We start from the raw sequence: 24095 nt of genomic DNA on the forward strand, positions 1-24095 counted from the left end.
GAGTTCTTCGCGATGATCGCCGTGATCGTCGGCATCCTGGTGAGCGCCGCGCTCATCAAGGGCGGCGACACCGAGGGCACGGACGAGTTCGTCGCCCGCCAGGCCTGGCTCTACGTGTCCATCGTCGCCAGCGCGTACTTCATCAGCCGCGGCCTGGCCAAGTCCGGCAGCCGCGAGCCGTACTTCGACGGCGGCACCAACAGCGACCGCGGCGACCGCTGAGGGTCGCGGGGCGCTACTCCGCCCCGCAGGCGTCGCCGGGCTCGCGCGCGTCGCGCAGCTCGGCGACGACGGCGTCCAGCACGGCCGCGATGCGCTCGAGGTCGTCCCCGCCCGCCGCGACGAACGCGGCCGGCGGGGTCTGCAGCCGCTCCTCGATCTCGGCCTGCATCCGCACGCCCTCGTCCGTCAGCGCCAGCACCTTGATCCGCCGGTCGTGGTCGACGGGACGGCGCTCGACGAGGCCGCGCCGCTCCAGGCGGTCGACGATCCCGGTCACGTTGCCCTTGTCGCACTCCAGCGCGCCGGCCAGGCGACCCATGGGCAGCGGCCGCTCCGGCTTGAGCGCGCGCAGGGCGAGCAGCTGGGCCGCGGACAGGTCGAGCTCGCGCGCGACCGTCGCGGTGCGACACCGCTCCAGGTCGACGAGCTCGCCGACCCGCCGCCAGGCGTCGACGGCACCACGGGATGGACTCTGGACCGGCGGCATCGCGGGCAGGATAGCCCGGCGGGCCGTCGGCACCCCCGACGCCACGCTCAGGAGGGGTCGAGGCGCATCCCCAGCACCCGCCCGATCCCGGCCATGACGCGGAAGACGAGCCGCTGCGCGGCCGACGTACGGATCTCGTCCGGGTAGCGGCGGAACAGCATCGACCCGTAGATCGCGGCTCGCGGGCCCTTCGGCGGGAAGCTCTCGAGCTTGCCCTGACGGATGAGCGACTCGAGGTCGCGGAACAGGCCCTCGAAGCGCTGCGCCGGGCGGTGCCGGTTGATCAGGCGGACGTCCGCGTCGGTCGCGTTGCGCAGCGTGTGGAGGACGCCGGGTGCGGCGGCGACCCGCTCCCCGGGCCCGTAGGTGCGCCAGACCCCGTCGAGCTGGACGTCGAGCCGACCCTCCACGACCTCGAAGCTGTCCTCGGCGGTCGCGTGGGCGTGCGGCGCGGGGCCGTCCGTGCGGGGCGCCAGCCGGGTCATCACCTCGAACAGCGCCCCGTCCGTCTCCTCGGCCGTGCGCGTGATCTCCCACTGCATGTCGATGACGGGGAGGAAGTCGAGGCGACGTCGCGTCGTCGTCGTAGAAGCGTCCATAGATTCAATATAGCGCTCGTCTATTCAATGGCTGGATGGTACGTTCGGCGCCGTGCCGCCCGCCTCGTACTCCTCGCCCCGTCGCGAGGCGGCCGCCGCCGAGACCCGCACGGCGATCCTCGACGCCGCTCGGCGCCTGTTCGCCGCGCGCGGCTACGCGGCGGTCACCGTCGCCCAGATCGCCAAGGAGGCGGGTGTGGCCGTGCCGACCGTCTACGCCAGCGCGGGCCCGAAGACCGCGATCCTGGGCGAGCTCACCCGGCGGGCGGAGAGTCCGGAGCTCGTCGCCGAGATGGCGGGGCGGATGGCGGCGGAAGAGGAGCCCACGGTGGTGCTGCGCCTCGCCGTCGGCGCGTCGCGAACGCTGCACGAGGAGCACCTCGACGTCCTGCGCATCCTCGAGGGCGCCGCACCGTGGTCCGTCGAGGCCGGCGAGGCCTGGGCAGCCGGGCTCGCGGCGCACCGGGCCGCGTGCGGGGCGACGGTGGAACGGCTCGTCGCCCTGGGGGCGCTGGACGCGGACGCCGCCACCCCGGCGACCGACGCGCTCGTGGTGCTCCTCCACCCCCGCACGTGGATCACGATGCGCGAGGACGTGGGCCTGGACTGGGACGGGGCCGAGGAGCGCGCCCGCCGGGCCGCCGCCCGGCTGCTGCTGGACGGGCCCGGCGGGGCGTAGCCGCCTCAGCGCAGGCGGACGGAGGCCTTGGCGCTGCGGCCGTCGACCGTGAACGTCACGCGCAGGACGACGGGGCCGGCGGAGCGCAGGAGGGACCGGCGCGCGGCGGGCGAGAGCCGGACCCGGGCGACGAGACGCCCCGTCGCGCTGACCCGCGCGGCGCGGATCCGGCCGACGACGCGGGTGCCGCGGCGGACCACGACGCTCGCGCGGGCGCCGGGTGTGCCGCGGAAGCTCACCCGCACGCCGTTGGCAGCGGCGTAGCGGCGGCTCTGGGCGGCGATCCACCCGGCGGCGGGCCGGGGAGCGACGGCGGCCGGGGTCACTGCGGGGGCGGGGGCCACAGCGGGGGCGCCCGGGGCCGACGGGGCCGCGGCCGGGGCGCCGGTGTCGGGCTGCGCCGCGGGCGCCGGCAGCGGCTCGGCGACCCGCAGCGCCGACGTCTGCACGCCGATCTCGCCCGTCGCGTCCGTCTGGTGCCACGCGAGCGTCACGTTGCCCAGGGCGTCGGCGACCACGGCGGGCTGCCAGCTGACCGCCGTGCTGCTGCCGACCCGGGCGACGGAGAGCTGCCGCTCGGGCGACCACGTGCCGTCGAGCGTCTCGCGGTGCACCACGCGGACGTTGCGCGGGCCGGAGGCGCCGTTGACGCCCGTCGTGTAGCCGGAGACGGCGACGGTCGCCTGGCCGTCGCGGGCGACGGCCAGTGAGGTCTGGCGGAGCGTCGGGTTGCGCAGCCCGGACCACACGTCGGCGACCGGGCCCCAGGTCGCCTCGCCGGCGCGGCGGGTGCGGACCTGCGCGACGTCGGGCCGGAGGTCCGCGTTGGCACCCTCGGAGCGCAGCCACGCCACGGTGGTGTTGCCCGCCTGGTCCGTGGCGATCGTCGGGTTCTTCGACGTGCCGCGACCGTGTGCCTCGCCGCCGGGCTGCGACAGGATCTCGACGGCGCTCCACGCGCCGGTCGCGCCGGCGCGGCGCGCGGTCTGCACCTCGTAGTGGGCGAACTGCGACGTCTCGTCGACGCGGGCCGCCCAGACGACGTCGGCGCTGCCGTCGGCGGCGAGGTCGAGCTCGGGGTAGAGCGCGTAGTCGGCCGGATCGGAGAGCGTCTCGACCGCGGACCACCGGAGGCTGCCCGGTGCGCGGCGCACGGCGAGAACGACGGGGTTGTCCGCCACGGCGTCCTGCCACACGAGCGTGGCGGCCCCGCGGTCGTCGACGGCGAGGTCCGTGTAGCCGGCGAAGATCGTGGCGCTAGTGGGCGCGACGGCGGCCGGGCGCTCCCAGGTGCCCTCGGCGGCCATGTCCGCGACGCGCAGCACGCCGACCCCGGACGAGCGCAGCGATTCGGTCCAGCCCAGCGTCACCGCGCCGTCGTGGGCGACGGCCACGGTGGGGTGGCCGGCGGTGGAACCGGCCGTGGAACGGCGCTCGGCGGCCCGCCACGTGCCGTCCGCGGTGCGGGTGGCGACCCACGCCTCGTGCGACGCGGCACGGGTGCTGTCGGGCGTCGTCTGCAGCCAGCCCACGGCGACCACGCCGTCGTGCACGGCGACGGTCGGGGCCTCGGTGACGAGCGAGCCCGCCTCGGCGCCCACGGCGCGGGAGACGACGACGGGTGCGCCCCACGTGCCCTCGGGCGACTTGCGCGCGACCTGGATCAGGCTGGGGCCGCCCGAGGTCGACGCCCGCACCCAGGCGGCGTAGACGGCGCCGTCGTCGTCCGTGGCGAGCGCCGGCTGCGTCGCCGCGCCGTCCGTCGGCGCGGCCAGGTCGGTCGTCGGCTGCCAGCCGAGCTCGGCCCGCGCGGCCACCGGGGCGGCGGCCATCAGGGCGATGAGGAGGGCGACGACGGCGACGGCGCGGAGGAGCGCGCGGCGCGCGTCCGCAGCCGGGAGGGTGCTCAGGGGCATGGTGCTCGTGGGTTCGTGGGTGACTGCGGGGCGGCGGGGCTCAGGAGCCCAGGGGCGCGCGGAGGGTCATCGCGCCGAGCGCGTCGCCCTCGTGGTAGGCGATGAAGGGGGCGGCCCCCTCGGCGGACAGCAGGATCGGAGCGCGCCGGATCACGTACTGCCCGGCCTCGCGGGTGACGACCGACTCGGCGAGGTCGAGGGTGCCGAAGGGGATCCGGGTCACGGCGCCGCCGCCGGGCCCGACGTTCCCCGGCGCACCCTCGACCTCGGTGTTGCGGTTCGTGTAGGTCGCCATGACGACGGGCCGCTGCGTCCCGTCGAGCCGCACCTCGAACGCCCCGAACTCCATGTCGATGCCGTGGCTCGGATGCCGGAAGCGCACGGACCCGGAGAGCGCGATCGCTCCGACGCCGGCAGCGTCGACCGTGCCGCCCGCCGCGGGCAGCAGGTACGAGCCGGTTGCGGTGCGCGTGGCTCCGCCGTCGGCGCCCACGGTGCCGTTGCCGGCGGCGAGGTAGCCGAGCCAGGAGGACCGGATCGTCCAGTCCAACGACGGCGTCGTGGTCTCGGGGACGGCGGGCGCCGGCGCGCCGGCCGTGGGCGGGGCGGCCGGCACGGGTGCGGGCGCGGCGGGGGCAGGCGCCGGATCCACGGGGATGGGCGTCGTCGCCGCGATCAGCGTGACCCGCACGGTGGCGAGGGTCCCGGCCCGCAGGCGCGGCGTGCGCAGGCCCGCCTTGATGCGGCGGACGCCGGCAGCCGTCAGGCGCGCCTTCGCGGTGAAGGTGCGCGTGGCCTCCGCCGAGCCCTGCATCCGCACGGAGCGCAGCTCGATCGCGGAGACCCGCGCGCCCCCGATCCGGGCGCTGATCCCGGCCTTGCCCGACAGCGTCACGCGCAGGTCGCGCAACAAGACCGACCGGCCGCCCACGCGCAGGCGCACGCCGTCGCGCGGGGCGTGCCGGACCGTCGGCCGGGCGCCCGCGCCGACGTGCTGGGTGGCCAGCCCGACGATGCGCGCGGAGCCCGACGCCTCGCCGGCCGGGGCGAGCTGCAGGCCCGGAGCGCGCAGCGACCGTGCGGCCGACGACGAGAGCGTGAAGACGGTCGAGCCCACCCACCGGTTCGCCGCGCGGGAGACGGCGGGGGCGGGCGCGGGCGACGCGGCGGGTGACGCGGCGGGCACGAGCGACGCCGCGGCCGACACGGGCGCGGGCGCGGCGGCGGTGGCCGCCGCGGGGGCGGTCGAGACGACGCCGACTGCGACCGCCAGCGCGGCGATCGAGGCGAAGCGCGGGAGAGATCGGGTGCCCTGCGCGCGTGGTGCGGCAGAGCCGGTCGGACGGGCGGGGGAGCGGCGCATCGAGCGCCGAGCGTAGCGCGTTCACCGGGCGAACTGAGGGCACCCTAATACGCGTACGGCGACCGCGGCCCCCCAGAACGACGACGGCCGCCCCGAAGGGCGGCCGTCACGCGAGCCGACGCCCGACCGCAGACCGGTCGGGCGTCGAGTTCGATCGGTCCCGGAGCCGGGACCGAGGGCTGCTACATCATGCCGCCCATGCCACCCATGTCGGGCATGCCGCCACCGGCGCCACCCTCCTCGGGCAGATCGGCCACGACGGCCTCGGTGGTCAGGATGTTCTTGGCGATCGACGCCGCGTTCTGCAGCGCGGAGCGCGTGACCTTGGCGGGGTCGACGACGCCGGCCTTGACCAGGTCCTCGAGCTCGCCGGTGGAGGCGTTGAGGCCGACACCCGGCTTCGCGTTGCGCACGTCGTTGATCACGACGGAGCCCTCGAGACCGGCGTTGAACGCGATCTGGCGGAGGGGCTCCTCGAGCGAGCGCAGGACGATCTTGAAGCCCGTCTGCTCGTCGTCCTCGAGGGAGGAGGAGTCGACCTTCAGGCCGGCCTGCAGCAGCGCGACGCCACCACCGGGGACGATGCCCTCTTCCAGCGCGGCGCGCGTGGCCTGCAGCGCGTCCTCGACGCGGTGCTTCTTCTCCTTGAGCTCCGTCTCGGTCGCGGCGCCGACCTTGACGACGGCGACGCCGCCGGAGAGCTTGGCGAGGCGCTCCTGGAGCTTCTCGCGATCGAAGTCGGAGTCGGTGTTCTCGACCTCGGCCTTGATCTGGGAGATGCGGCCCTTGATGGCCTCGGCGTCGCCGTTGCCGTCGACGATCGTCGTGTTGTCCTTCGCGACGACGACGCGGCGGGCGCGACCCAGCTGGTTGATCTGGGTGTTCTCGATCTTCAGGCCGAGGTCCTCCGTGATGACCTCGCCGCCCGTGAGGATCGCGATGTCCTCGAGGATGCGCTTGCGGCGGTCGCCGAAGCCCGGGGCCTTGACGGCCACACCGGTGAAGGTGCCGCGGAGCTTGTTGACGACCAGGGTCGCGAGGGCCTCGCCCTCGACGTCCTCGGCGATGATGAGGATCGGCTTGCCGGCCTGGATGACCTGCTCCAGGACGGGCAGCACGTCGCGGACGGCGCCGATCTTGGAGTTCGCGATGAGGATGTAGGGATCCTCGAGCACGGCCTCCATGCGGTCCTGGTCCGTGACCATGTAAGGCGAGACGTAGCCCTTGTCGAACTGCATGCCCTCGGTGAACTCGAGGTCGATGCCGAACGTCTGGCCCTCCTCGACGTTCACGACGCCGTCCTTGCCGACCTTGTCGATCGCGTCGGCGATGACGTCGCCGATCTCGGCGTCGCGGGAGGAGATGGTCGCCACGCGGGCGATCTCGTCCTTGCCGGAGATCTCCGTGGACTGGTCGGCGATGGCGGCGACGATCTGGTCGACGGCCTTCTCGATGCCGCGCTTCAGGGCGAGCGGGTTCGCGCCGGCCGTGACGTTCTTCAGACCCTGCTTGACGATCGCCTGGGCGAGCACCGTGGCGGTCGTCGTGCCGTCGCCGGCGACGTCGTTGGTCGCCGTGGCGACCTCGCGGACGAGCTGCGCGCCCTGGTTCTCGAAGACGTCCTCGACCTCGATCTCACGAGCGATCGTGACACCGTCGTTCGTGATCGTGGGGGCGCCGAACTTCTTGTCCAGGACGACGTAGCGGCCCTTCGGCCCCAGGGTCACCTTGACGGCGTTGGCGACGGCGTCGACGCCGGCCTCGAGGGCCTGACGAGCTTCCGTACCGAACTTGAGCTGCTTAGCCATGTGTGTTCTCTCTTCTCAGTCTCGTAGGGCGAGCGGAGCTCAGCCCGTGACCTTGGCCAGGACGTCGCTCTCGCGGAGGACGAGGAGCTCCTCGCCGTCCACCTTGATCTCGGTCCCGCCGTACTTGCTGTAGAGGACCTGGTCCCCGACCTTGACGTCGAGCGGGATGCGCTTCTCGCCCTCGTCGTCCCAGCGACCCTCACCCGCGGCGAGGACCTCGCCCTTCTGGGGCTTCTCCTTCGCGGTGTCGGGGAGCACCAGGCCACTGGCCGTGGTCTGCTCCTCGTCGATGGCACGAACGATCAAACGATCGCCGAGCGGCTGCAGCGAGATGGACATATGAGGTCCCTCCGGGGCGGTGTGTTGCGGTCAAGACAGTCGTCGGCACTCTCACCTCGAGAGTGCCAACCCGCAGGGAGTGTAGCGCGATCGCGATTCCGGTCAAGGCTCGTTGGCACTCTGGTAACACGAGTGCCAAGAAGCGCGGTTGCGTGCAGGGAGAACGGCCTGCACGCGGGCTTGCGCCCAGAGCCGGTCCGCCGGGCCGCGCGTCACGGCGTCGCGGGCGATCCGGACGCAGCGGCCCTACGGCACCCGCACGAGCGGGCTGCCGGCGCCCGGGATCGTCGCCTCCCGTTCCGCGGAGCCGAGGTACCAGGCGCGGAGGCCGCGGGCGCCCGACGGCAGCCGCACCGTCGCCACGAACCGCCCGCGCACCGCCGCCACGCCGCGCAACGGCGTCGTGGTGCCGTCGGCGCGCACCGCCGTCAGCACGACGTGGCCGCGTGGCGGGATGCTGCGCACCACGCCCGCCACCCGCACCGTCCGCGCACGCTCTGGCCCGAGACGGCGCACGAGCCGGAGGGCGATCGAGGGGGTCCGCTGCCACGAGCGCAGCGACGTTCGCCAGAGGCCCGCTGCGGAGGGCGTCTCGAGCAGCAGCCGGTCGCCCCGGAGCACCGCCGCCCCCGCGGATAGGCCGAGCGGCGCGGGCACGGGCATCCATCGCCGTCCGCCGTCGACGGTGCGCAGCAGACCGGAGGTCGTCTGAGCCAGCCACGTGCGGCGGTCGGAGAAGGTCACGTCGAGCGTGCCGACCTCGGCCGACTCGTCGCTCGTGCCGTCGTCCTTCGTCGTGTCGAGGACCGGGACCACGCTGGCGCGGCGAAAGCTGCGGCCGGCGTCCGTGGTCCGCACCACCACGTCGCCCCGAAGCGCGTAGCCGACGCGCTCGTCGACGAACGTGATCGACCCGGACTCCGACAGCCGTTCCGCGACGGGGCCGGGAACGCGGGTCCAACGACGCCCGCCGTCCGTCGTGCGGAAGAGCACGAACCCGCCGGACCCCTTCCCGTGGTCTCGGAGCCCACCGACCAGCAGCGTGCGGCCCCGGTCGACGGCCCAGGGAGGGCGATCCAGCCGGCCGGGCGCCGGATGCCGAACCGTCTCGATCGCGCCCGCTGCCGACAGTCGGCGGATGCCGCGCGTGCCGACGACGAACGCGCCTCCGTCGCCGGCGTCGACCAGCGTCGCAGGACCGATGCCGCTCACCCGGTTGCGCAGCGTCCACGCGCCGTCGACCACCCGCCAGAGGGCGCCGGTCGCCGTCAGCGCGAGTGCCCGGCCAGGCCGCCCGCGGAGGCGCACGCGGCGCACCACGCCGGGCGGGGCCGTCCCGAACCGCTCCCCGCCGTCGCCCGAGACCCGGTCACCGCCCGGACCGAAGCCCGTCACGAAGCCGGCACCGTCCATGCCGACGGCTCCGCCGTACCACTCCCCGGCCGACCGGTAGGGCGTCGCGCCGAGATCGTCGCTGCGGACGAGGCGGTAGGTGACCGGCCCGCTCTTGTAGTCGTCGCCGCCGGCGTACGTCAGCCCGACGACGACCCCGGGGGCGGGCGAGACCGCCGCCCGCTCGGGCGGGCCGTCGACCGTGGGGCCGAACGCCTCGCCGTCGAACACCCGCCCCCGCCCGGCCCCGCCGCCCAGCCCGAGCTCACCCGTCCCCACCACGCACGAGCCGGCGGGATCGCAGAGGACCCGCTCGATGGGCTCCTCGGGGCCGGCGATCGCGGGTGGCGCGGGCGTGTCGTTCGGGGGCAGGTCGCGGGCCGCGAAGGTCGTGCCCGCGTCCACCGACGTCAGCAGCGTCCGGCCGTAGCCGACGACGAGCGCGCCGCCCGGGCGGACGGCGAGCGCCGCGGTGGCGCGCCCGTCCTCCGCGGGACGGCGCACGCCCCCGGGCCACAGGACATCGGGGAGCGCGAGTCGATCCCACGTGCGGCCCGCGTCCGTCGTGCGCAGGACGACGGACCGCTCGTCCTTGTAGACCGGGCCGCCCGTGACGACGACGCGGAACCACACGTCGGCCGTCAGGGCCACGGCGGGAGCATCCCCGCGCGCGGGGGTCACCGCCCAGGTCTCGCCGGCGTCACTCGTGCGCCAGGTGCGGTCGCGGTAGCTCGCCAGCGCGGTGCGGTCGTCGACCACGACGAGCGAGGGCCCTGGCCCGTACGTCGCGTCCCCGTGGTCGCATCCCGGCAGGACACCCCGAGCCCACGTCGCCCCGTCGTCGTCCGTGCGCTGCACGGCGCAGCCCGCCCCGGCGAGCAGCCGCCGCGGCCCCAGGTACGCGATCCCGCCCGGGAACCGCGACCGCGGCCGCCGCACGGCGCGGCCGCCCCCGGGGTCTCCGATCCGCAACGGGCCGTCCGTGCCGATCACGGCGACGGTCGAACCCGTGGCCGCGAGCTCCGCGGGGCGGCCGGGGAGCAGCGCACCGAGCGACTCCCAGCCCGCGAGCGATCCCGCCCGCCAGGTCGGATCCGCGGCACCGGCGGGCGCCGCGCCCGCGGCGACCCCGCCCGCCGCCAACACGGCCGCCAGCATCACCCGCACGCGCATCGTTCCGCCTCCCGCGTCGCTACCTGACCCGGAGCACCTTCGAGGTGCTCGACAGGTCCGTCCGCTCGGGCCGGACGGCGCCGCGGTACCAGGCCTGCACGCCGCGGTCGCGCTTGCTCAGCCGCATCGTCGTGCGGAACGACCCGTCGGCGTTGGGGACGAGGACGCGCTTGACCGCGCCGTGCGCTCCCCCCTTGCGGACACCCAGCAGGGCGACGGGCTCGTCAGGGACCGCGCCGCGCAGCACGCCGACGATCGTGACCGTGCGGCTCCCGCTCTTCGCGTGCCGAACCTTGCCGGCGGTCCGCAGCGTGAGGGACGGGGCCTTGCCCTTGAGCAGGGTCGGGTTGCGGAAGACGGCGCCGAGCGTGTCGTCCTGCATCACCACGCCGTCACCGAAGACCGCGGCGACCGGGGGCGTGCGCCCTCCGGGCGTCGGCAGCACGCTGAGCGTCTTGCCGCCGTCGCGCGTGACGAACGCCCCGACGGCGGTGATCACCACTCCGGAGGTGGCGGACGAGAACTCGAGGAGCTCGCCGGCGTCTCCCGACGGCGCGGCGTCGCCGAGGTCGGGCACGACGATGCGCTCGGTGAACCGTCGGCCGCCGTCGGTCGAGCGGTAGAGGTCACGACCGTCCATGGCGTAGGCGACCTTGGCCGAGGCGAGCTGCACGTCGCCGATGCCCGAGGGCAGGCTGGACCGCTTCCACGTCTTACCGGCGTCCGTCGATCGCACGACGAGCGGGCGCCCGGTGGTCCCTCCGATCGCTAGGACGATTCCGCCGCGCGCCACCACCTGGCGGAAGCCGCGGCCCTGCAGGACCGGAGCCGACACGGGCTTCGGTGCCGCCGGATCGGTCAGCCGCACGATTCCGCGGACCCCGACGATCACCGGCACGTCGCCGGCCGCCGCGAGGTCACGCGGCTGGATCGCGGTGAGGTCTGCGAGCCGGTTCCAAGCCGCACCCTCGAAGCGGCGCACGGTGCCGTCGTCGGCGAGCGCGACGAGCTTGCCGCCGGCCAAGGCGACGCGTCGCAGCTCTGGCGTCGCGGGCAGCGGGACGTCGCTCCAGGTCCGTCCGTGGTCGGAGGAGACGTGCAACCGACCCGCGTTGGCGATGGCCAGGAGCCCGTGGACCCCGATGGACCCCTTGCGGTCGGCTCCGGAGGCGACGACGCGGTACGGGGTCGCACCAGCGTCGTCCGTGCGCCGGACCTCGGTCGCCGCACCGACCGGGAAGAGCCCGACGATGGCATCCGGCGCGGGCGCCGAGATCTCGAGGCCGGGGAGCGCGGCGACGCGACCGCCGAACACCTCTCCCTCGTACCGGAGGGCGCTCAGGCGCTTCGGGTCGCTCTGCGCGGCGACGCCGACGACGCAGCCGCCGGCCGGCCCGCAGGCGATCGAGCGGATCACGACGCCGCCCGAGCCGGGTAGGTCGTCGGGGACGGGGACGGCGCGACGCACGAACGTCTGGCCGCCGTCGGTCGAGGCGAGCAGCGTGTCGCCGGCGCCGAGGAGGACGGTGCCGTCGGCGCGCCGGGCCAGGCCACTCAGGCCGGGGAGGCTGTCGACGACCGCCGGCTCGGTGGACGGGACGGGCTCGGCGGGGGTGGTCGGCGGGTCGGTCGGCGCCGGCGGCGGCGGGGTCGCCCCCGCGGGAGCGGGCAGCTTGACGCCCTGCCAGGAGGCGCCGCCGTCGACGGTGCGCTGCAGGGCCGACGCGTCCGGGCCGGCACTGACGATGCGCAGGCCCAGGAGCGCGTCGATCGGCAGGTCTGGCCCCCGCTCGGAACCGTTGATCACGGGCCACGTGGCGCCACCGTCCGTCGTGCGCCACGTGCGGTCCGCGGTGGACGCGAACGCGACCTCGGGGCTCACCGGCCGCACCGTCGGCGTGGCGCCGGAGCACCCCGCGAGCGGCTCTGCCGCCTTCCAGCTCAGACCCCGGTCCTCGGAGCGCCGGATCGTGCAGCCGCTCGCCAGCAGGAGTCGATCGGGACCAGCGGCCGCGATCTGCAGCTCCCGGACGTCCGTGTCGCCAACGTGCACGCGGCCGACACGCGAGCCGCCGGCCGACGTGACCGCCAGTGCCACCGTGTCGTCCGAGACGGTGGTGCCGAGGATCGCCGTCGTCCCCCCGCTCGCGGTCACGTGGGACGGGAAGCCGACGCCGAGCGGGCCGGGTGCGTCCCAGCCCGCCCACGTCGTCGCGGCCGGCGCGGCCGCGACGGCCGCGGCCGGGACCGCCGCGATACCGCCGGTGACCACGATGGCCACCACTGCCTTGCGCATGCGCATGTGCTGCTCCTGGTTCGGGACCCGACCGCCCACACGACGGTCGTGCCAACGGAAACCCAACACGTGGGGAAACGATGCGGTCGGCTTCAAACGCAGTACGCGCCCGGCCCTCCGCCCCGGGCGCCGCCGCGCGGCGTGGGCCTACCGGATACGGAGGATCCTGCTGACGCTCGCCAGGTCCGTCCGCTCGGGCCGCACCGCTCCGCGGGACCACGCCTGAACGCCGCGCTCGCTCTTCCCCAGGCGCACCCGAAGCCGGAACGACCCGTCCACGTTCGGGGTGAGCACGCGCTTCACGGTGTTGTCGGACCCGGCCCGGCGGATCCCGAGGAGCGCCACGGGCCCGTCGTCCGTCGCGCCCCGGAGCATGCCCACGACCGTGACCGTCCGCCGGCCACCACTCGTGCGCCGCACCCTGCCGGCCGTCCGCAGCGTGAGCGACGGCTCCTCCCCCTTGAGCAGCGTCGGATGGCGGAGGACGGTGCCCCGGGCCGCGTCGTGGACCACGACGCCGGAGCCGAAGATCGCGGCCGCGGCCGGGGTGCGCGCCCCCGGGGTGGGCAGCGGCGCGAGCGTGGCGCCGCCGTCGCGCGTGACGAACGCGCCCGACGTCGTGATGATCACCCCGCTCCTGGCCGAGGAGAATTCGACGGACGGCCACCCCTCACCCCTCGAGCCGGCGGAGCCGAGCTTTGGCGCCATCGCCCGCCACCGGAAGGTCCGCCCGCCGTCGGTGGACCGGTACAGGGTGCGCTTCGTCAGCGCGTAGGCGACCGTCGCCGAGACGATCTGGATGTCCTTCGTCTCCGCGGGCAGCGGCGGCGACTGCCTCCAGCTCCTGCCGCCGTCGGTCGAGCGGACCGTCAGTCGTCCCCCGCCGGCGGTCCTTGTGGCGATCACGACGTTCCCCCGCGCCTCGACGGCCGCGAAGCCGCGTCCCTGCAGCGCCCGCGACGTGACCGGCTCCGGCGAGCCCGCGCCCGTGAGCCGCACGACGCCGCGTTCGCCGACGACGATCGGCACATCCCCCGCGACGGCCAGGTCCGTCGGCTCGATCGCGCGCAGGTCGGCCAGCGTGGTCCACGTCCCGCCGTCGAGACGCCGGACCGTGCCGTCGTTCGCGAGCGCGACGAGCTTTCCGGCGGCCCGGGTCACGCCGACCAACCCCAGCGGGGTGAGCATCGGCACGTCGTCCCACGTGGCGCCGTGGTCCGCGGACACGTGCAGGCGGTCGAGGCTGCTGATCGCGAGCAACCCGTGGCGGCCGAGGGATGGGGTGCGGCCGGGACCGGGCGTGACCTCGCGGTAGGGCGTCGCGCCGGCGTCGTCCGTGCGCACCACCTGGTTTCGCCCCTCCTGGCTCGTCAGCCCGAGCACGACGTCCGGGTCGGGCGCCGAGACGTGACTCGCCGGCAGGGCCGCGACGCGACCGCCGAAGGCGTCGCCCGCGTAGCGCAGCGCGATGCGCCGCTTCGGGTCGTTCTGCGTCTCGACCCCGACGACGCAGCCGCCGGCCGGCCCGCAGGCGGCGGACTCCACGACGACCCCGCCCGACCCGGGAAGGTCGGGGACGGGGCGGCGCGCGAACGTCTGGCCCCCGTCCGTCGAGACCAGCAGCGCGTCGCCGGCGCCGAGCAGGATGGTGCCGTCGCCACGCCGGGCAAGGCCCGCGAGCCGCGGCAGGCTGCCGACGACCGCCGGCGCGGGGGTGGGAGCCGGCGTGGCGGGCGCGTCGGTCGGCGGCGTCGGCCCGACCGGCGGCGCCTGCTCGGGGGGCGCAGGCAGCATCACGCTCTGCCAGGACGCGCCGCCGTCGACGGTGCGCTGGAGGGCGGAGGCCTTCGGGCCCTCGCCCACGATGCGCAGCCCCAGCAGCGCGTCGATGGGCAGGTCCGGTGCGCGCTCCGACGCGTTCATCACGGGCCAGGTCGCGCCGCCGTCCGTCGTCCGCCAGGTCCGGTTCGCGATCGAGGCGAACGCGACATCGGACGACACGGCCCGCACCACCGGGGCGTGGCCCGAGCAGAGGGCGAGCGGCTCGGCGGCCCGCCACGTCAGGCCGCGGTCCTCAGAGCGCCGGATCGTGCAGTTCTGCGCGAGCAGCAGCCGGTCCGAGCCGGCGGCCGCGATGCTCAGACCGTCGACGCCCGCGTACTCCCCGACCGGCAGGTCCCCGACGCGCGAGCCGGCGGCCGACATCACGGCCAGCGGCACCACGTCGTTCGTCGTGTCCGACCCGAGGATCGCCGTCGTGGCCCCGCTCGCGGTCACGTGCGACGGGATTCCCACGCCGAGCGGCCCGGGGGCGTCCCAGCCCGCCCACGTGGTCCCGGCCGGGACCGCGGCGACGGCCGCCGATGGGACCGCCGCGATACCTCCGGCGACCGCGAGGGCCACCACCGCTCTGCGCACGCGCATGTCCTGCTCCTGGGTCGTCGACCGCCCACACAGCGGTCGTGCCAGGAGAAACCCGAGGCCCGCGGGAACGATGCGGCGGACGGCCACGCCCGACGGCGCCCCCGGAACGCAGAACACCCCCGGCCGCTGGGCGACCGGGGGCGCGGAACTGCGGCGTTTCTCGTCCCTAGCGGGAGGACACCGTCGGGCGGGTGCCCGGGGTGACGCGGGGCGTGGGGCCGCCGGCCGGGGCGGTGTCCGCGCCGGCGTCCGCCTCGGCCGCGGCCTCCTCGCGGGCCAGCTCGATGCCGCTCTTCGTGCCGAGCGCCTTCTCGCGGAGGAACCAGACGGCGATGAAGGCGATGATGCCCATCGGGGCGCCGAGCAGGAAGACCTCGGCGATGCCGGTGCCGTAGGCGTGCTCGACGATCTCGCGCACCGGGGCCGGCAGGGTGGCCAGGTCCGGGATGGAGCCGCCGCCCAGGCCCGAGGCCGGGATGCCCTGCTCGCGCAGGCCCGCCTCGATCGAGCTCGTGACCTTCGTGCCGAGGATCGCGCCCATGACGGAGACGCCGATCGCGCCACCGAGGGAGCGGAAGAAGGCGATCAGGGCCGAGCCGGCGCCGATGGAGCGCGCCGGGATGACGTTCTGGACGGCCAGGATGAGGTTCTGCATCAGCATGCCGACGCCCATGCCGACGACGAGCATGAACAGGCCGACCTCGACCAGGCTGGTGCCCTCGTCGATCATGCCCATGAGGCCCAGGCCGACCGTCAGGAGGACGGCGCCCGCCAGCATGAAGTTCTTGTAGTGGCCGGTCTGCGAGATCCGGCGCCCCGAGAGCGTCGAGGAGCCGAACAGGCCGATCACCATCGGGATCGTCAGCAGGCCGGACTCCGTCGGGCTGTAGCCCCGGGCGAGCTGCATGTACTGGGTGAGGAAGACCGTCGTGCCGAACATCGCGATGCCGACCGCGACGGAGGCGATGACGGCCATGACGACGGTGCGGTTCTCGAACAGCTCGAGCGGGATCAGCGGCTCCTTCGCGCGCCGCTCGACCATGACCGCGCCGAACAGCAGGACGATGCCGCCGACCACCATGAGGGCCGTCTGCCAGCTCATCCAGTCGAAGTTCTTGCCCGCCAGCGAGACCCAGATCAGGATGGACGAGACGCCGGCGGCCATGAGGAAGCCACCGGGGATGTCGATGTGGACGTCCTCGCGGCGCTTCGTCGGCAGGTGCAGCGTGCGCTGCAGCAGGACGAGGGCGATGAGCGCGAACGGGATGCCGACGAAGAAGCACCAGCGCCAGCCGAGGTTGTCCGTCAGCAGACCGCCGACGACCGGGCCCGCGACGGTGCCGACGCCGAAGACCGCGCCGAGGTAGCCCATGTAGCGGCCGCGCTCACGCGGGGACACGAGGTCGGAGAGGATGACCTGCACCAGCGCGGTCAGCGCGCCGACGCCGACGCCCTGCACGGCGCGGGCGCCGATGAGCCACATCGACGACTGCGCGAAGCCGGCGAGGATCGAGCCGCCGAGGTAGATGACCAGGCCGAGCTGGATCAGCTGCTTGCGGTTGAAGAGGTCCGACATCTTCCCCCAGATGGGGGTCGAGATCGTCATCGTCAGGAGCGTGGCCGTGACGACCCACGTGTAGGCGGACTGGCCGCCGCCGACGTCGGCGATGATCTTCGGCAGCGCGGCCGAGACGACCGTGCTCGAGAGGATCGCCACGAACATGGCGAGCAGGAGCCCAGACAGGGCCTCCAGGATCTGGCGGTGGGACATCTGCCCCCCGGATTCGGCCGCGGGTTGCGCGGCGGCGGTGGTGGTGCTCATCGGTTCTCCTCGGTGCCGGTCCCGGCGACGGGAACGGCCTGTGCTGTGGGGTCGGCCGCGACGGCGGCCGGAAGGTGGGTGGAGGAAGCAGGCCGGTCGGCCTCGCGCGCGCCGCCCGGGGGGCCCGACTCCAGGCGGTCCCCGGCGCGGGCTGCGTCGTCGTCGGGGCGGGCGAGCGAGGCGCGGAGGCGGACGATGCCGTCGGCCAGGTCGGTGACCTGCGCCGGCTGCCACGCGTCGACCGCCCGGGCCAGCGCCTCGGACAGCCGCTCGTGGGCCCGCGCGAGCTTCGCGTGGCCCGCGGGCGAGAGCGCCACGAGGCTCGAGCGCCCGTCGTGCGGGTCGCTCACGCGGTCGACGTAGCCGTCGGCGCCGAGCGCCTGGATCTGCCGGCTGGCGACGGAGAGGTCGACCTGCAGGTCGGCGGCGATGTCGCTGATCCGCGCGGGACCCAGGCGACGCACCGAGCCCAGCGCCATCAGGGCCCCGACCGCGTGGTCGATGCCCGCGCAGCGCTGGAGGTCGCGCCGGATCGCCGACAGCCCGTAGAGGGCGAGGGCGAGCTGGTCGATGTCGTGGGGGTCGTGCGTCATCAGTTACCTGCTTCCTGCAAGCAACTGTAGCACCGGAAGGTTGCTTATGACAAGCACCCGTCCTGTGCGACCGAGCACGGCGGAGCGGCGGCCCGCCGGCGGCGCCCGACGACGACCGACACCGACGGCGGCCCGCCGTCGCTCCCGACGAGAGGCGACCGGCACCGGCCCGAGCGGAGACACCCGGGCCGGCCGGGCGCACCGTCAGCGGAGGGGCGGCACGACGTTCGGGGCGTCCTCCCCCGCGGCCACGGCCAGGACGTTGCGCAGCGCCATCCGCGTCATCGCCGTGCGGGTCTCGACGGTCGCCGAGCCGATGTGGGGGAACACGACGAGGCGCGGCTCGTGGAGCAGCGGATCGGCCGGGTCGCGGACCGGCTCGGTGGCGAAGACGTCCAACCCCGCGGAGTGCAGGCGGCCCTCGCGCAGGGCGGCGAGCAGGGCGTTCTCGTCGACCACGCCGCCGCGGGCCGTGGACACGAGGGTGCCGCGCGGCCCGATGAGGTCGAGCTCGCGCGCGCCGATCAGGCCGGCGGTCTCGGGCGTGCGGGGCACGTTGAGCGAGACGACGTCGGAGCGCTCGAGCAGCTCGTCGAGGTCGACCGCCGTGGCGATGCCGTCCTCGGGCTTCGGACTGCGGCTGTGCTGGAGCACCGTCATCCCGAACCCCGCCGCGCGGCGGCCGACGGCCTGCCCGATGGAGCCGTAGCCGACGACGCCGAGCGTGGTCCCCCCGACGTCGAGGCCGAGGAACGCCTGCGGGTCGAACGGTCCCCAGCCGCCGGCGCGCATCGTGTCGGTGGCGTCGACGAGCCGCCGGCGCGCCATGAGGATCAGCGCGAAGGTGAGGTCGGCGGTGGCGTCGGAGAGGACGCCGGGGGTGTGGGTGACGACCACCCCGGCCTCGCGCGCCGCGTCGAGATCCACGTTGTCGAAGCCCACCGCCACGAGCGCCACGACGCGCAGCTCCGGCGCGGCGGCGAACAGCTCGGCGTCGACCCGGTCGGGCGTCCCGACCACGAGGGCCTGGCACCCGGCGGCCAGGTGGCGGAGGGCGGCGTCATCGGGCGCCTCGCCCTCCGGCGGCGCGACGAGCTCCACGCCGTCCGGCAGCGCGATCTCGTCGATCCCGGGGAAGCCGCGGCGGGAGAGGGCGATGCGGAACGGGCTCTGCGCGCTCATGCCCCGACGCTAGCGCGCCGGGGCGGTCCTTCAGCGCGCGGCGGGCACCCGCGCGCAGGCAGCCTCGACGGCGGCGGCGAAGGCGTCGACCTCGTCCTCGGTCGTGTCGAAGGCGCACATCCAGCGGACCTCGCCCGTCGCCTCGTTCCACGTGTAGAAGCGGAACTCCTCGCGGACGGCGTCGGCGACGCCCGCGGGCAGGAGGGCGAAGACCGCGTTGGCCTGGATCTCCTGCGTCAGCGTCACGCCGTCGATGGCTGCCACGCGCTCGCCCAGGCGGGTGGCCATCGCGTTGGCGTGCGCGGCGCTGCGGCGCCAGAGGTCGCCCTCCAGGAGCGCGACGAACTGCGCTGCGATGAACCGGCCCTTCGACGCGAGCTGCATGTGCTGCTTGCGCAGGAACGCGGTGCCCTCGCCGATGCCGTCCGTGAGCAGGACGAGTGCCTCGCCGCCGAGCAGCCCGTTCTTCGTGCCGCCGAACGAGACCGCGTCGACGCCGACGTCCGTGGTGGTGGCGGCGAGCGACACGCCCAGCCCGGCGGCCGCGTTGGCCAGCCGGGAGCCGTCGACGTGCAGGAGCAGCCCGTGCGCGTGGGCGTGGTCGGCCAGCGCCCGTAGCTCGTCCGGCGTGTAGCGGGTGCCGAGCTCGGTGCTCTGGGTGACGGACACGACGCGCGGCTGCACGGCGTGCTCGTCGCCCACGCGGTCCAGCCGCAGGTCGACGAGCTCGGGCGTGAGCTTGCCGTCCGACGTCGGGACCGTCAGGAGCTTCACGCCGGCCATCGCCTCGGGCGCACCGCCCTCGTCGACGTTGACGTGGGCGGTCTCGGCGCAGATGACGCCCTCCCACCCGCGGCAGAGCGCCCGGTACGCGAGCACGTTGGCGCCCGTGCCGTTGAACACGAGCCAGGTGCGCGCCGTCGGACCGAAGTGGTCGCGGAACAGCCCCTCGGCCCGGGCGGTCCAGTCGTCCTCGCCGTAGGCGACGGCGTGGTCGACGTTCGCCTCCGCGATCGCCGTCAGCACCTCGGGATGGACGCCGGCGTAGTTGTCGGAGGCGAAGCCCTTCATGCGACCAGCGTGGCAGGCTCGGCCGCGGACGCGCCGCGACGGGCCCGCGCGGGGCGCTCCAGCACCGGCTGCATCTTCACGCGCAGCGAGCTGTAGAAGATCGACAGCGGGAACTCGTCCTCGAGCACCTGGTCGACGTGGATGCGCGGGTCCGGGACCTCGGCGAGCGGCTGCTCGGCCCAGACGGAGCCGGACGCCGGCGGCACGTAGGTGGCGACGAGCTCGTGCGCGGCCTTCCAGTGGCCGAGCTTCGTGCGGTCGATGCCGTCGCGGTAGAGGTTCTCCACCAGCGTACGCAGCTCGAGCACGCCCTCGGCGACGTTGTCCCACTCGATGGACAGGCGGTTGTCCGTCCAGTGCAGGCGCCCCGTGCGGTGCAGGTAGGCGAACAGCAGCTGGCCGCCGAGGCCGTCGTAGTTGCGGTTGCGCGTGCCGGTGACCGGGAAGCGGAACAGGCGGTCGAGCAGGATCGCGTACTGCGCGTCACGGGCGACGGCGACGCCCTCGCCCTCCAGGCGCACGGCCTCACCGAACGCCGTCAGGTCGCAACGGAGCTCCTCCAGCGCGTACATCCAGTACGGCATCCGCTGGCGGATCATGAAGGGGTCGAACGGCAGGTCGCCGTGGGAGTGCGCGCGGTCGTGCACGAGGTCCCACAGCAGGTAGGCGTCCTGCGCGGCGCGCTGGTTGGCGCACAGGGCGGCGACGTCCGGCGGCAGGTCCAGGCGCAGGATGTCCGCGGCACCGGTCACCGTGCGGCGGAAGCGCTCGGCCTCGCGGTCGCAGAAGATCCCGCCGAAGTGGTTGGCGGCCTTCTCGGCGACGGAGACCGTCTCGGGGAAGAGCACGGCGCACTCGGAGTCGTAGCCCGAGGTGTGGTCGACGAACGTGACCGGGACGAACTTCTCGTTGTCGTAGCGCTCGCCCTCGAGGTGCGCGAGCCAGTCCGGCCACGGCACGCGGACGAGCAGGGCCTCGAAGGCCGTGTCGCGCGAGCCGTTCTGCTTGTACATCGGGAAGACGACGAGGTGCTCGACGCCGTCGCGACGCTCGAGGTCCGGACGGAAGACCTCCAGCGAGGGACCGAAGTCCGGGACGCCGAAGCCGTCCTGGACCCAGCGCTCGAGGTCGGACCGCACGGCGACGAGGTACGCCTCCTGGTGCGGCAGGTGCTGGGCCAGCGCCTCGATGGCGCCGGTCATCACGGGCACGAGGCGCTCGGCGGCCGCGCGGCCGTCGGCGTCGTCCTCGGCCAGCGCGCCGTTGGGCAGCTGGTGCGCCCGGAGCTCCTCGACCGCGTCGACGAGCTGCGCCCACGCCGGGTCGTCGTAGGCGGCGGAGGGCGCGGGGGCCTCCTCGTGCGCCAGGCCGCCGGCGGCGGACCACAGGACGAGGTCGCGCCAGAGCGCCTCGTGCGACTCGTGCTCCAGGCAGTCGTCGCCGAAGAGGTCGGAGTCGCCCAGGACGACGACGCGGCCCGCGCCGACCTCGACGACCGCGGCGAGCGGGGCGTTCGGGGTCGAGGCGGAGGACGAGGTGCGGGCGATCGCGCGGGCGTCGCCGGAGAGCTCGAGCGTGGCGGCGCGGTAGAAGCACGCGGAGTCGACACCGGAGAGCAGGTCGACGCCGCCGATGCGGGCGGGCGGCAGGTCGGCCAGGATCCAGTGCGGGGCGTCGCGGTGCTGCTGGTAGTCCGAGACGACGTCGTTGTTGATGGCGACGCCGTAGCGGCCCACGAGCTCCTGCAGGTTGTTGCCGTACTTCTCCTGCTCCTCCTCGCCCAGGACGATGAGGCCGCCGCCGGCGCGGACCCACGCGTCGATCGCGTCGAGCTCCTCGCGGGCGAGGAGCGGACCGCCCCCGGGAACGGTCCGCTCCCACCGCGGATCCGACGGATGCGCGATCACGAGCACGTCGACGCCTTCCAGCACCTCGGGGGTGAGGGTCCCCTCGGTGTGGGCCTGGACGTCCATGTCCCAGCTCCGCAGCCGCTCGGCGGCCTGCGCGTAGGAGGAGTCCTCGGGGTGCGACGGCTGCATGACGCGCGCGACGTCGGGCCTGATCGTCCAGGCCTCGCCGTGCGCCTCGTCGAACAGCACGCGGGCGAGCGGTCGTCGGGTGGGCACGGGAGAGAGTTCGAGGCGCATGGCGATGGAACAAGGCTACGGGCCACACCCGTGCGCTGTCGATGCCGCTTTGCGTCGAATCCGTGCCAGAATCGAACGCATGGACGACGTCGACCGACAGATTCTTGCGTTGCTGCTCGAGGACGGCCGACGCACGTACGACGACGTCGCCGCGAGGGTCTCCATGAGCGCCCCGTCCGCCAAGCGCCGCATCGACCGCCTGCGCGCCTCGGGCGTGCTCAAGGGCTTCACCGCCGTCATCGACCACGGCGCCCTCGGCTACGAGACGGAGGCGCTGATCGAGCTGTTCTACGGCCCGGCAGTGCAGCTCGACGAGGTCGCGGCCTCGCTGCGGGTCCGCCCCGAGGTCGTCGAGGCGTGGAGCGTCACGGGCGAGCCCGACGCGATCGCCCGCGTCCGCACCCGCGACAACGCGGACCTCGAGCGCCTGATCCGCGATCTGCAGCGCGACGGCGCGGTCGTCCGCACCCGCTCCCAGGTCGTCCTCTCCCGCCTCGTCGGCCCGGGCGAGGCGGGGAGGCCGGAGGACTAGACCCGGCCAGCGCTCCGAGTGACGTGCCCGCTAGTTCTGCGCCCCGCCGATGCCCAGGCGGGCGTCGGCGAAGCCGGGCGGGCTCGAGATGATCTGCGAGAACCGCACGACGGTGACGATGTCGTCCTGCGTCACGGTGCGGCCGTAGATCTGCTCGAGGAAGTGGATGAGCTCGTCGTGGCGACGGAACTCGGGGTTGTCGTGCTCGATGTCGCGCGGCGAGAGGTCGCGGACGCGCTTGACCTCGACGGCGTCGATGACGGCGTCGAAGATCTTCTCCCGTGGCGAGAACTGGTACCCGATCGTCACGAGCACCGCCTGGTTCTTGCGGTACTTGTGGCTCTTGTCGCCCAGCCGGATCGTGGCCGTCTTGCGGCCCCGCTTCAGCTGGTCGGCGAAGATGCGCGAGTAGAAGTTCAGGACCTGCATCGGCGCTGAACCCTAACGGGCCTCGGGCCTGCGGGCCATCGCCTCGGCCACCATCTTGCGATCGCCAGGGAATGCGAGCTCCTTCGCGGCCTGCTCCAGCGGCATCCAGTAGGCCCGCGTGACCTCGAACCCGTCGGCGACCGGCTCGCCCGAGACGTGGTCGCACAGGTACATCCGGACGGTCTTGCGGATCCGCTTGCCCTCCCGCTGGTACCAGTAGACGACCTCGCCGAGCCGGGCGGTGATCGACGCGGTGACCTGCGTCTCCTCCCAGATCTCGCGGATCGCGGCGGTCGGCGGGTCCTCCCCCTCCTCGGGGTGCCCCTTCGGCAGGGTCGCGATCGTGCGGCCGTCCGGACGGACGGGGTTGATCACCAGGCAGGAGCCGTCGCGGACGACGACGCCGCCGGACGAGAACTCCTTCTCCGCCGGGGTCGCCCCACCACCGCGTCCGCCGCGGCGGCCCCGACGACGGCGACGGGAGGACCGCGACGCGCCGCCCGCGGGGGTGCCCGCGGCGTCGGAGGTGTCGGACGACGGCGCGTTCTCGGCGCCGGCGGCGGGATCCTTGGCGGGGCGGCCGGAGCGGCGTCCCCGTTGTCGCCCCGCCATCAGTACACGTAGCGGTCCAGCGCCGCCGGATCGTGCACGAGGATGCGGCCGCGTCCCTGCTTGAGGACCCCGGCCCGCTCGAGCACGGCCAGGAAGCGGCTGGCGGACTCGCGCGAGCTGCCGGCGAGCTGCGCGATGTCGGCCTGCGTGATGCGGATCTCGACCTCGTCCGCGTCGTTGCCCTCGTCGCGCGCCTGCTCGACGAGCCGGGCCATGACGCCCGCCACGCGGGACTGCACGGTCTGGAAGGACTGGCGGGAGAGGCGCTCGTTGGCCTCGCGCAGCCGACGGCCGAGCGCGACGACGAGCTTCGCCGAGATGTCCGGGTGCTCGCGCATCAGGCGGCGCATGTCGCCGGCGAGGATCGCGAGGGCCTGGACGCGGTCGAGCGCCTCGACGGTGGCGGAGCGGCGGTCCGTGTCGAACATCGCCAGCTCGCCGAAGATGTCGCCGACGCCGAAGTGGGCCAGGGTGATCGCCCGCCCGTCAGCGTGGTGGCGCACTGCGCGGCAGTGCCCCTCCTTGACGATGTAGCACGTGTCCGACTTGTCGCCCTCGCGGAAGATCACCTGCTGCGGCGAGAAGCGCCGCGGCACGGCGACCTCTGCCACGCGCTGGAGATCCTCCGGCGCGAGGGCCTCGAAGACCGGCACGCGGCCGAGAAGCTCGAGCGTCGGATCGATGTCGTTGACCTGTTGCTCGGCGGCGCCCACACCTATGGGAATACCACACGTGCCGGTCGGTCGGGTGGAATCCGTCCCGGCCGACGGCACGCGTGAGGGGCCAGCGGAGGGCGCTCGAACGGCGATCGCGGCACGCGGAGCGGGCCGTTCAGACACGCGGCGCGGGGATCGAGGCGGATTCCCGTCGCCCGGCGACGCCGATCCGCCTCGACCGGCGAGCACGGGTGGGAACGCGGCACGGTGAGGCGGATTCGGACCGCCATGCGGCGGTGATCCGCCTCACCGCGCCAGCCGTCCCACCCACGCAGCGTTCCACCCGCGCCAGC

At 74.5% G+C, this 24095-nt stretch carries 19 protein-coding genes and 1 pseudogene; 3 read left to right on the forward strand and 17 right to left on the reverse strand.

The window, feature by feature from the left end:
- Positions 1-222 (forward strand): annotated as a pseudogene (locus F593_RS30410) (hypothetical protein); the annotation flags it as partial.
- Positions 223-235: 13 nt separating this feature from the next.
- Here the strand turns inward: F593_RS30410 and F593_RS28640 are convergent.
- The gene (locus F593_RS28640; RefSeq protein ID WP_022929788.1) at positions 236-709 is read right to left on the reverse strand and encodes a MarR family winged helix-turn-helix transcriptional regulator; all 474 of its coding nucleotides are present in this window, start codon (positions 707-709) and stop codon (positions 236-238) included.
- Between the two features lie 47 nt (positions 710-756).
- A complete protein-coding gene (locus tag F593_RS28645; RefSeq protein WP_022929789.1) occupies positions 757-1308 on the reverse strand; it encodes a cupin domain-containing protein in 552 nt (183 codons plus the stop codon).
- 52 nt (positions 1309-1360) lie between these two features.
- Here F593_RS28645 and F593_RS30620 point away from each other — a divergent pair, with 52 nt between their 5' ends.
- Positions 1361-1987, forward strand: a complete 627-nt coding sequence (locus F593_RS30620; protein ID WP_022929790.1) for a TetR/AcrR family transcriptional regulator — start codon at positions 1361-1363, stop codon at positions 1985-1987.
- A 5-nt stretch (positions 1988-1992) separates the two neighbouring features.
- On the opposite strand, the gene F593_RS30625 is transcribed toward F593_RS30620, so the two are convergent.
- The 12 genes from F593_RS30625 to F593_RS30630 all read right to left on the reverse strand — a co-directional run bounded on the left by F593_RS30625 (position 1993) and on the right by F593_RS30630 (position 21513).
- Positions 1993-3903, reverse strand: a complete 1911-nt coding sequence (locus F593_RS30625; protein WP_022929791.1) for a hypothetical protein — start codon at positions 3901-3903, stop codon at positions 1993-1995.
- A 40-nt stretch (positions 3904-3943) separates the two neighbouring features.
- Positions 3944-5266: an HtaA domain-containing protein gene (locus tag F593_RS0116170; protein WP_022929792.1), complete on the reverse strand. Its 1323-nt coding sequence runs from the start codon at positions 5264-5266 to the stop codon at positions 3944-3946.
- A gap of 182 nt (positions 5267-5448) precedes the next feature.
- The gene (gene groL, locus F593_RS0116175) at positions 5449-7074 is read right to left on the reverse strand and encodes a chaperonin GroEL (RefSeq protein ID WP_022929793.1); all 1626 of its coding nucleotides are present in this window, start codon (positions 7072-7074) and stop codon (positions 5449-5451) included.
- A 39-nt stretch (positions 7075-7113) separates the two neighbouring features.
- On the reverse strand, positions 7114-7413 hold the full coding sequence (groES, locus tag F593_RS0116180) for a co-chaperone GroES (RefSeq protein ID WP_022929794.1): 300 nt from the start codon (positions 7411-7413) through the stop codon (positions 7114-7116).
- A 246-nt stretch (positions 7414-7659) separates the two neighbouring features.
- Positions 7660-9972: a beta propeller repeat protein gene (locus tag F593_RS0116185; RefSeq protein WP_211216182.1), complete on the reverse strand. Its 2313-nt coding sequence runs from the start codon at positions 9970-9972 to the stop codon at positions 7660-7662.
- A 25-nt stretch (positions 9973-9997) separates the two neighbouring features.
- Positions 9998-12280 carry a sialidase family protein gene (locus F593_RS0116190; RefSeq protein WP_157251884.1) on the reverse strand — a complete coding sequence of 761 codons (2283 nt, stop codon included), beginning with the start codon at positions 12278-12280 and terminating at the stop codon, positions 9998-10000.
- 141 nt (positions 12281-12421) lie between these two features.
- Positions 12422-14698: a beta propeller repeat protein gene (locus F593_RS28655; RefSeq protein WP_157251886.1), complete on the reverse strand. Its 2277-nt coding sequence runs from the start codon at positions 14696-14698 to the stop codon at positions 12422-12424.
- A gap of 166 nt (positions 14699-14864) precedes the next feature.
- The gene (locus tag F593_RS25985) at positions 14865-16520 is read right to left on the reverse strand and encodes an MDR family MFS transporter (RefSeq protein ID WP_022929798.1); all 1656 of its coding nucleotides are present in this window, start codon (positions 16518-16520) and stop codon (positions 14865-14867) included.
- Positions 16517-17113, reverse strand: coding sequence for a MarR family winged helix-turn-helix transcriptional regulator (locus F593_RS28660; protein WP_022929799.1), 597 nt, complete (start codon positions 17111-17113; stop codon positions 16517-16519). Before F593_RS28660 ends, F593_RS25985 begins: the two co-directional genes overlap by 4 nt.
- A 204-nt stretch (positions 17114-17317) precedes the next feature.
- A complete protein-coding gene (locus F593_RS25995; RefSeq protein ID WP_022929800.1) occupies positions 17318-18295 on the reverse strand; it encodes a 2-hydroxyacid dehydrogenase in 978 nt (325 codons plus the stop codon).
- 30 nt (positions 18296-18325) lie between these two features.
- Positions 18326-19366 (reverse strand): threonine aldolase family protein, encoded by a 1041-nt coding sequence (locus F593_RS26000; RefSeq protein WP_022929801.1) that lies wholly within the window; start codon positions 19364-19366, stop codon positions 18326-18328.
- Positions 19363-21513, reverse strand: coding sequence for a DUF6421 family protein (locus F593_RS30630; protein WP_022929802.1), 2151 nt, complete (start codon positions 21511-21513; stop codon positions 19363-19365). Before F593_RS30630 ends, F593_RS26000 begins: the two co-directional genes overlap by 4 nt.
- A 79-nt stretch (positions 21514-21592) precedes the next feature.
- On the opposite strand from F593_RS30630, the gene F593_RS0116225 reads away from it, so the two are divergent.
- Positions 21593-22045 (forward strand): Lrp/AsnC family transcriptional regulator, encoded by a 453-nt coding sequence (locus F593_RS0116225; protein ID WP_022929803.1) that lies wholly within the window; start codon positions 21593-21595, stop codon positions 22043-22045.
- A gap of 30 nt (positions 22046-22075) precedes the next feature.
- Here the strand turns inward: F593_RS0116225 and F593_RS0116230 are convergent, their stop codons facing one another.
- Genes F593_RS0116230 through F593_RS0116240 form a run of 3 tightly spaced genes read right to left on the reverse strand, consistent with a single transcriptional unit; the run spans position 22076 to position 23799 of the window.
- On the reverse strand, positions 22076-22474 hold the full coding sequence (locus F593_RS0116230) for an ASCH domain-containing protein (protein WP_022929804.1): 399 nt from the start codon (positions 22472-22474) through the stop codon (positions 22076-22078).
- Between the two features lie 12 nt (positions 22475-22486).
- Positions 22487-23086 carry an NUDIX hydrolase gene (locus tag F593_RS0116235; RefSeq protein WP_022929805.1) on the reverse strand — a complete coding sequence of 200 codons (600 nt, stop codon included), beginning with the start codon at positions 23084-23086 and terminating at the stop codon, positions 22487-22489.
- Positions 23086-23799, reverse strand: coding sequence for a Crp/Fnr family transcriptional regulator (locus tag F593_RS0116240; RefSeq protein WP_022929806.1), 714 nt, complete (start codon positions 23797-23799; stop codon positions 23086-23088). The genes F593_RS0116235 and F593_RS0116240 overlap by 1 nt, the downstream gene beginning before the upstream one ends.
- Between the last annotated feature and the right edge of the window lie 296 nt (positions 23800-24095).

The organism is Patulibacter americanus DSM 16676 (assembly GCF_000420025.1).
Classification (GTDB): Bacteria; Actinomycetota; Thermoleophilia; order Solirubrobacterales; family Solirubrobacteraceae; genus Patulibacter; species Patulibacter americanus.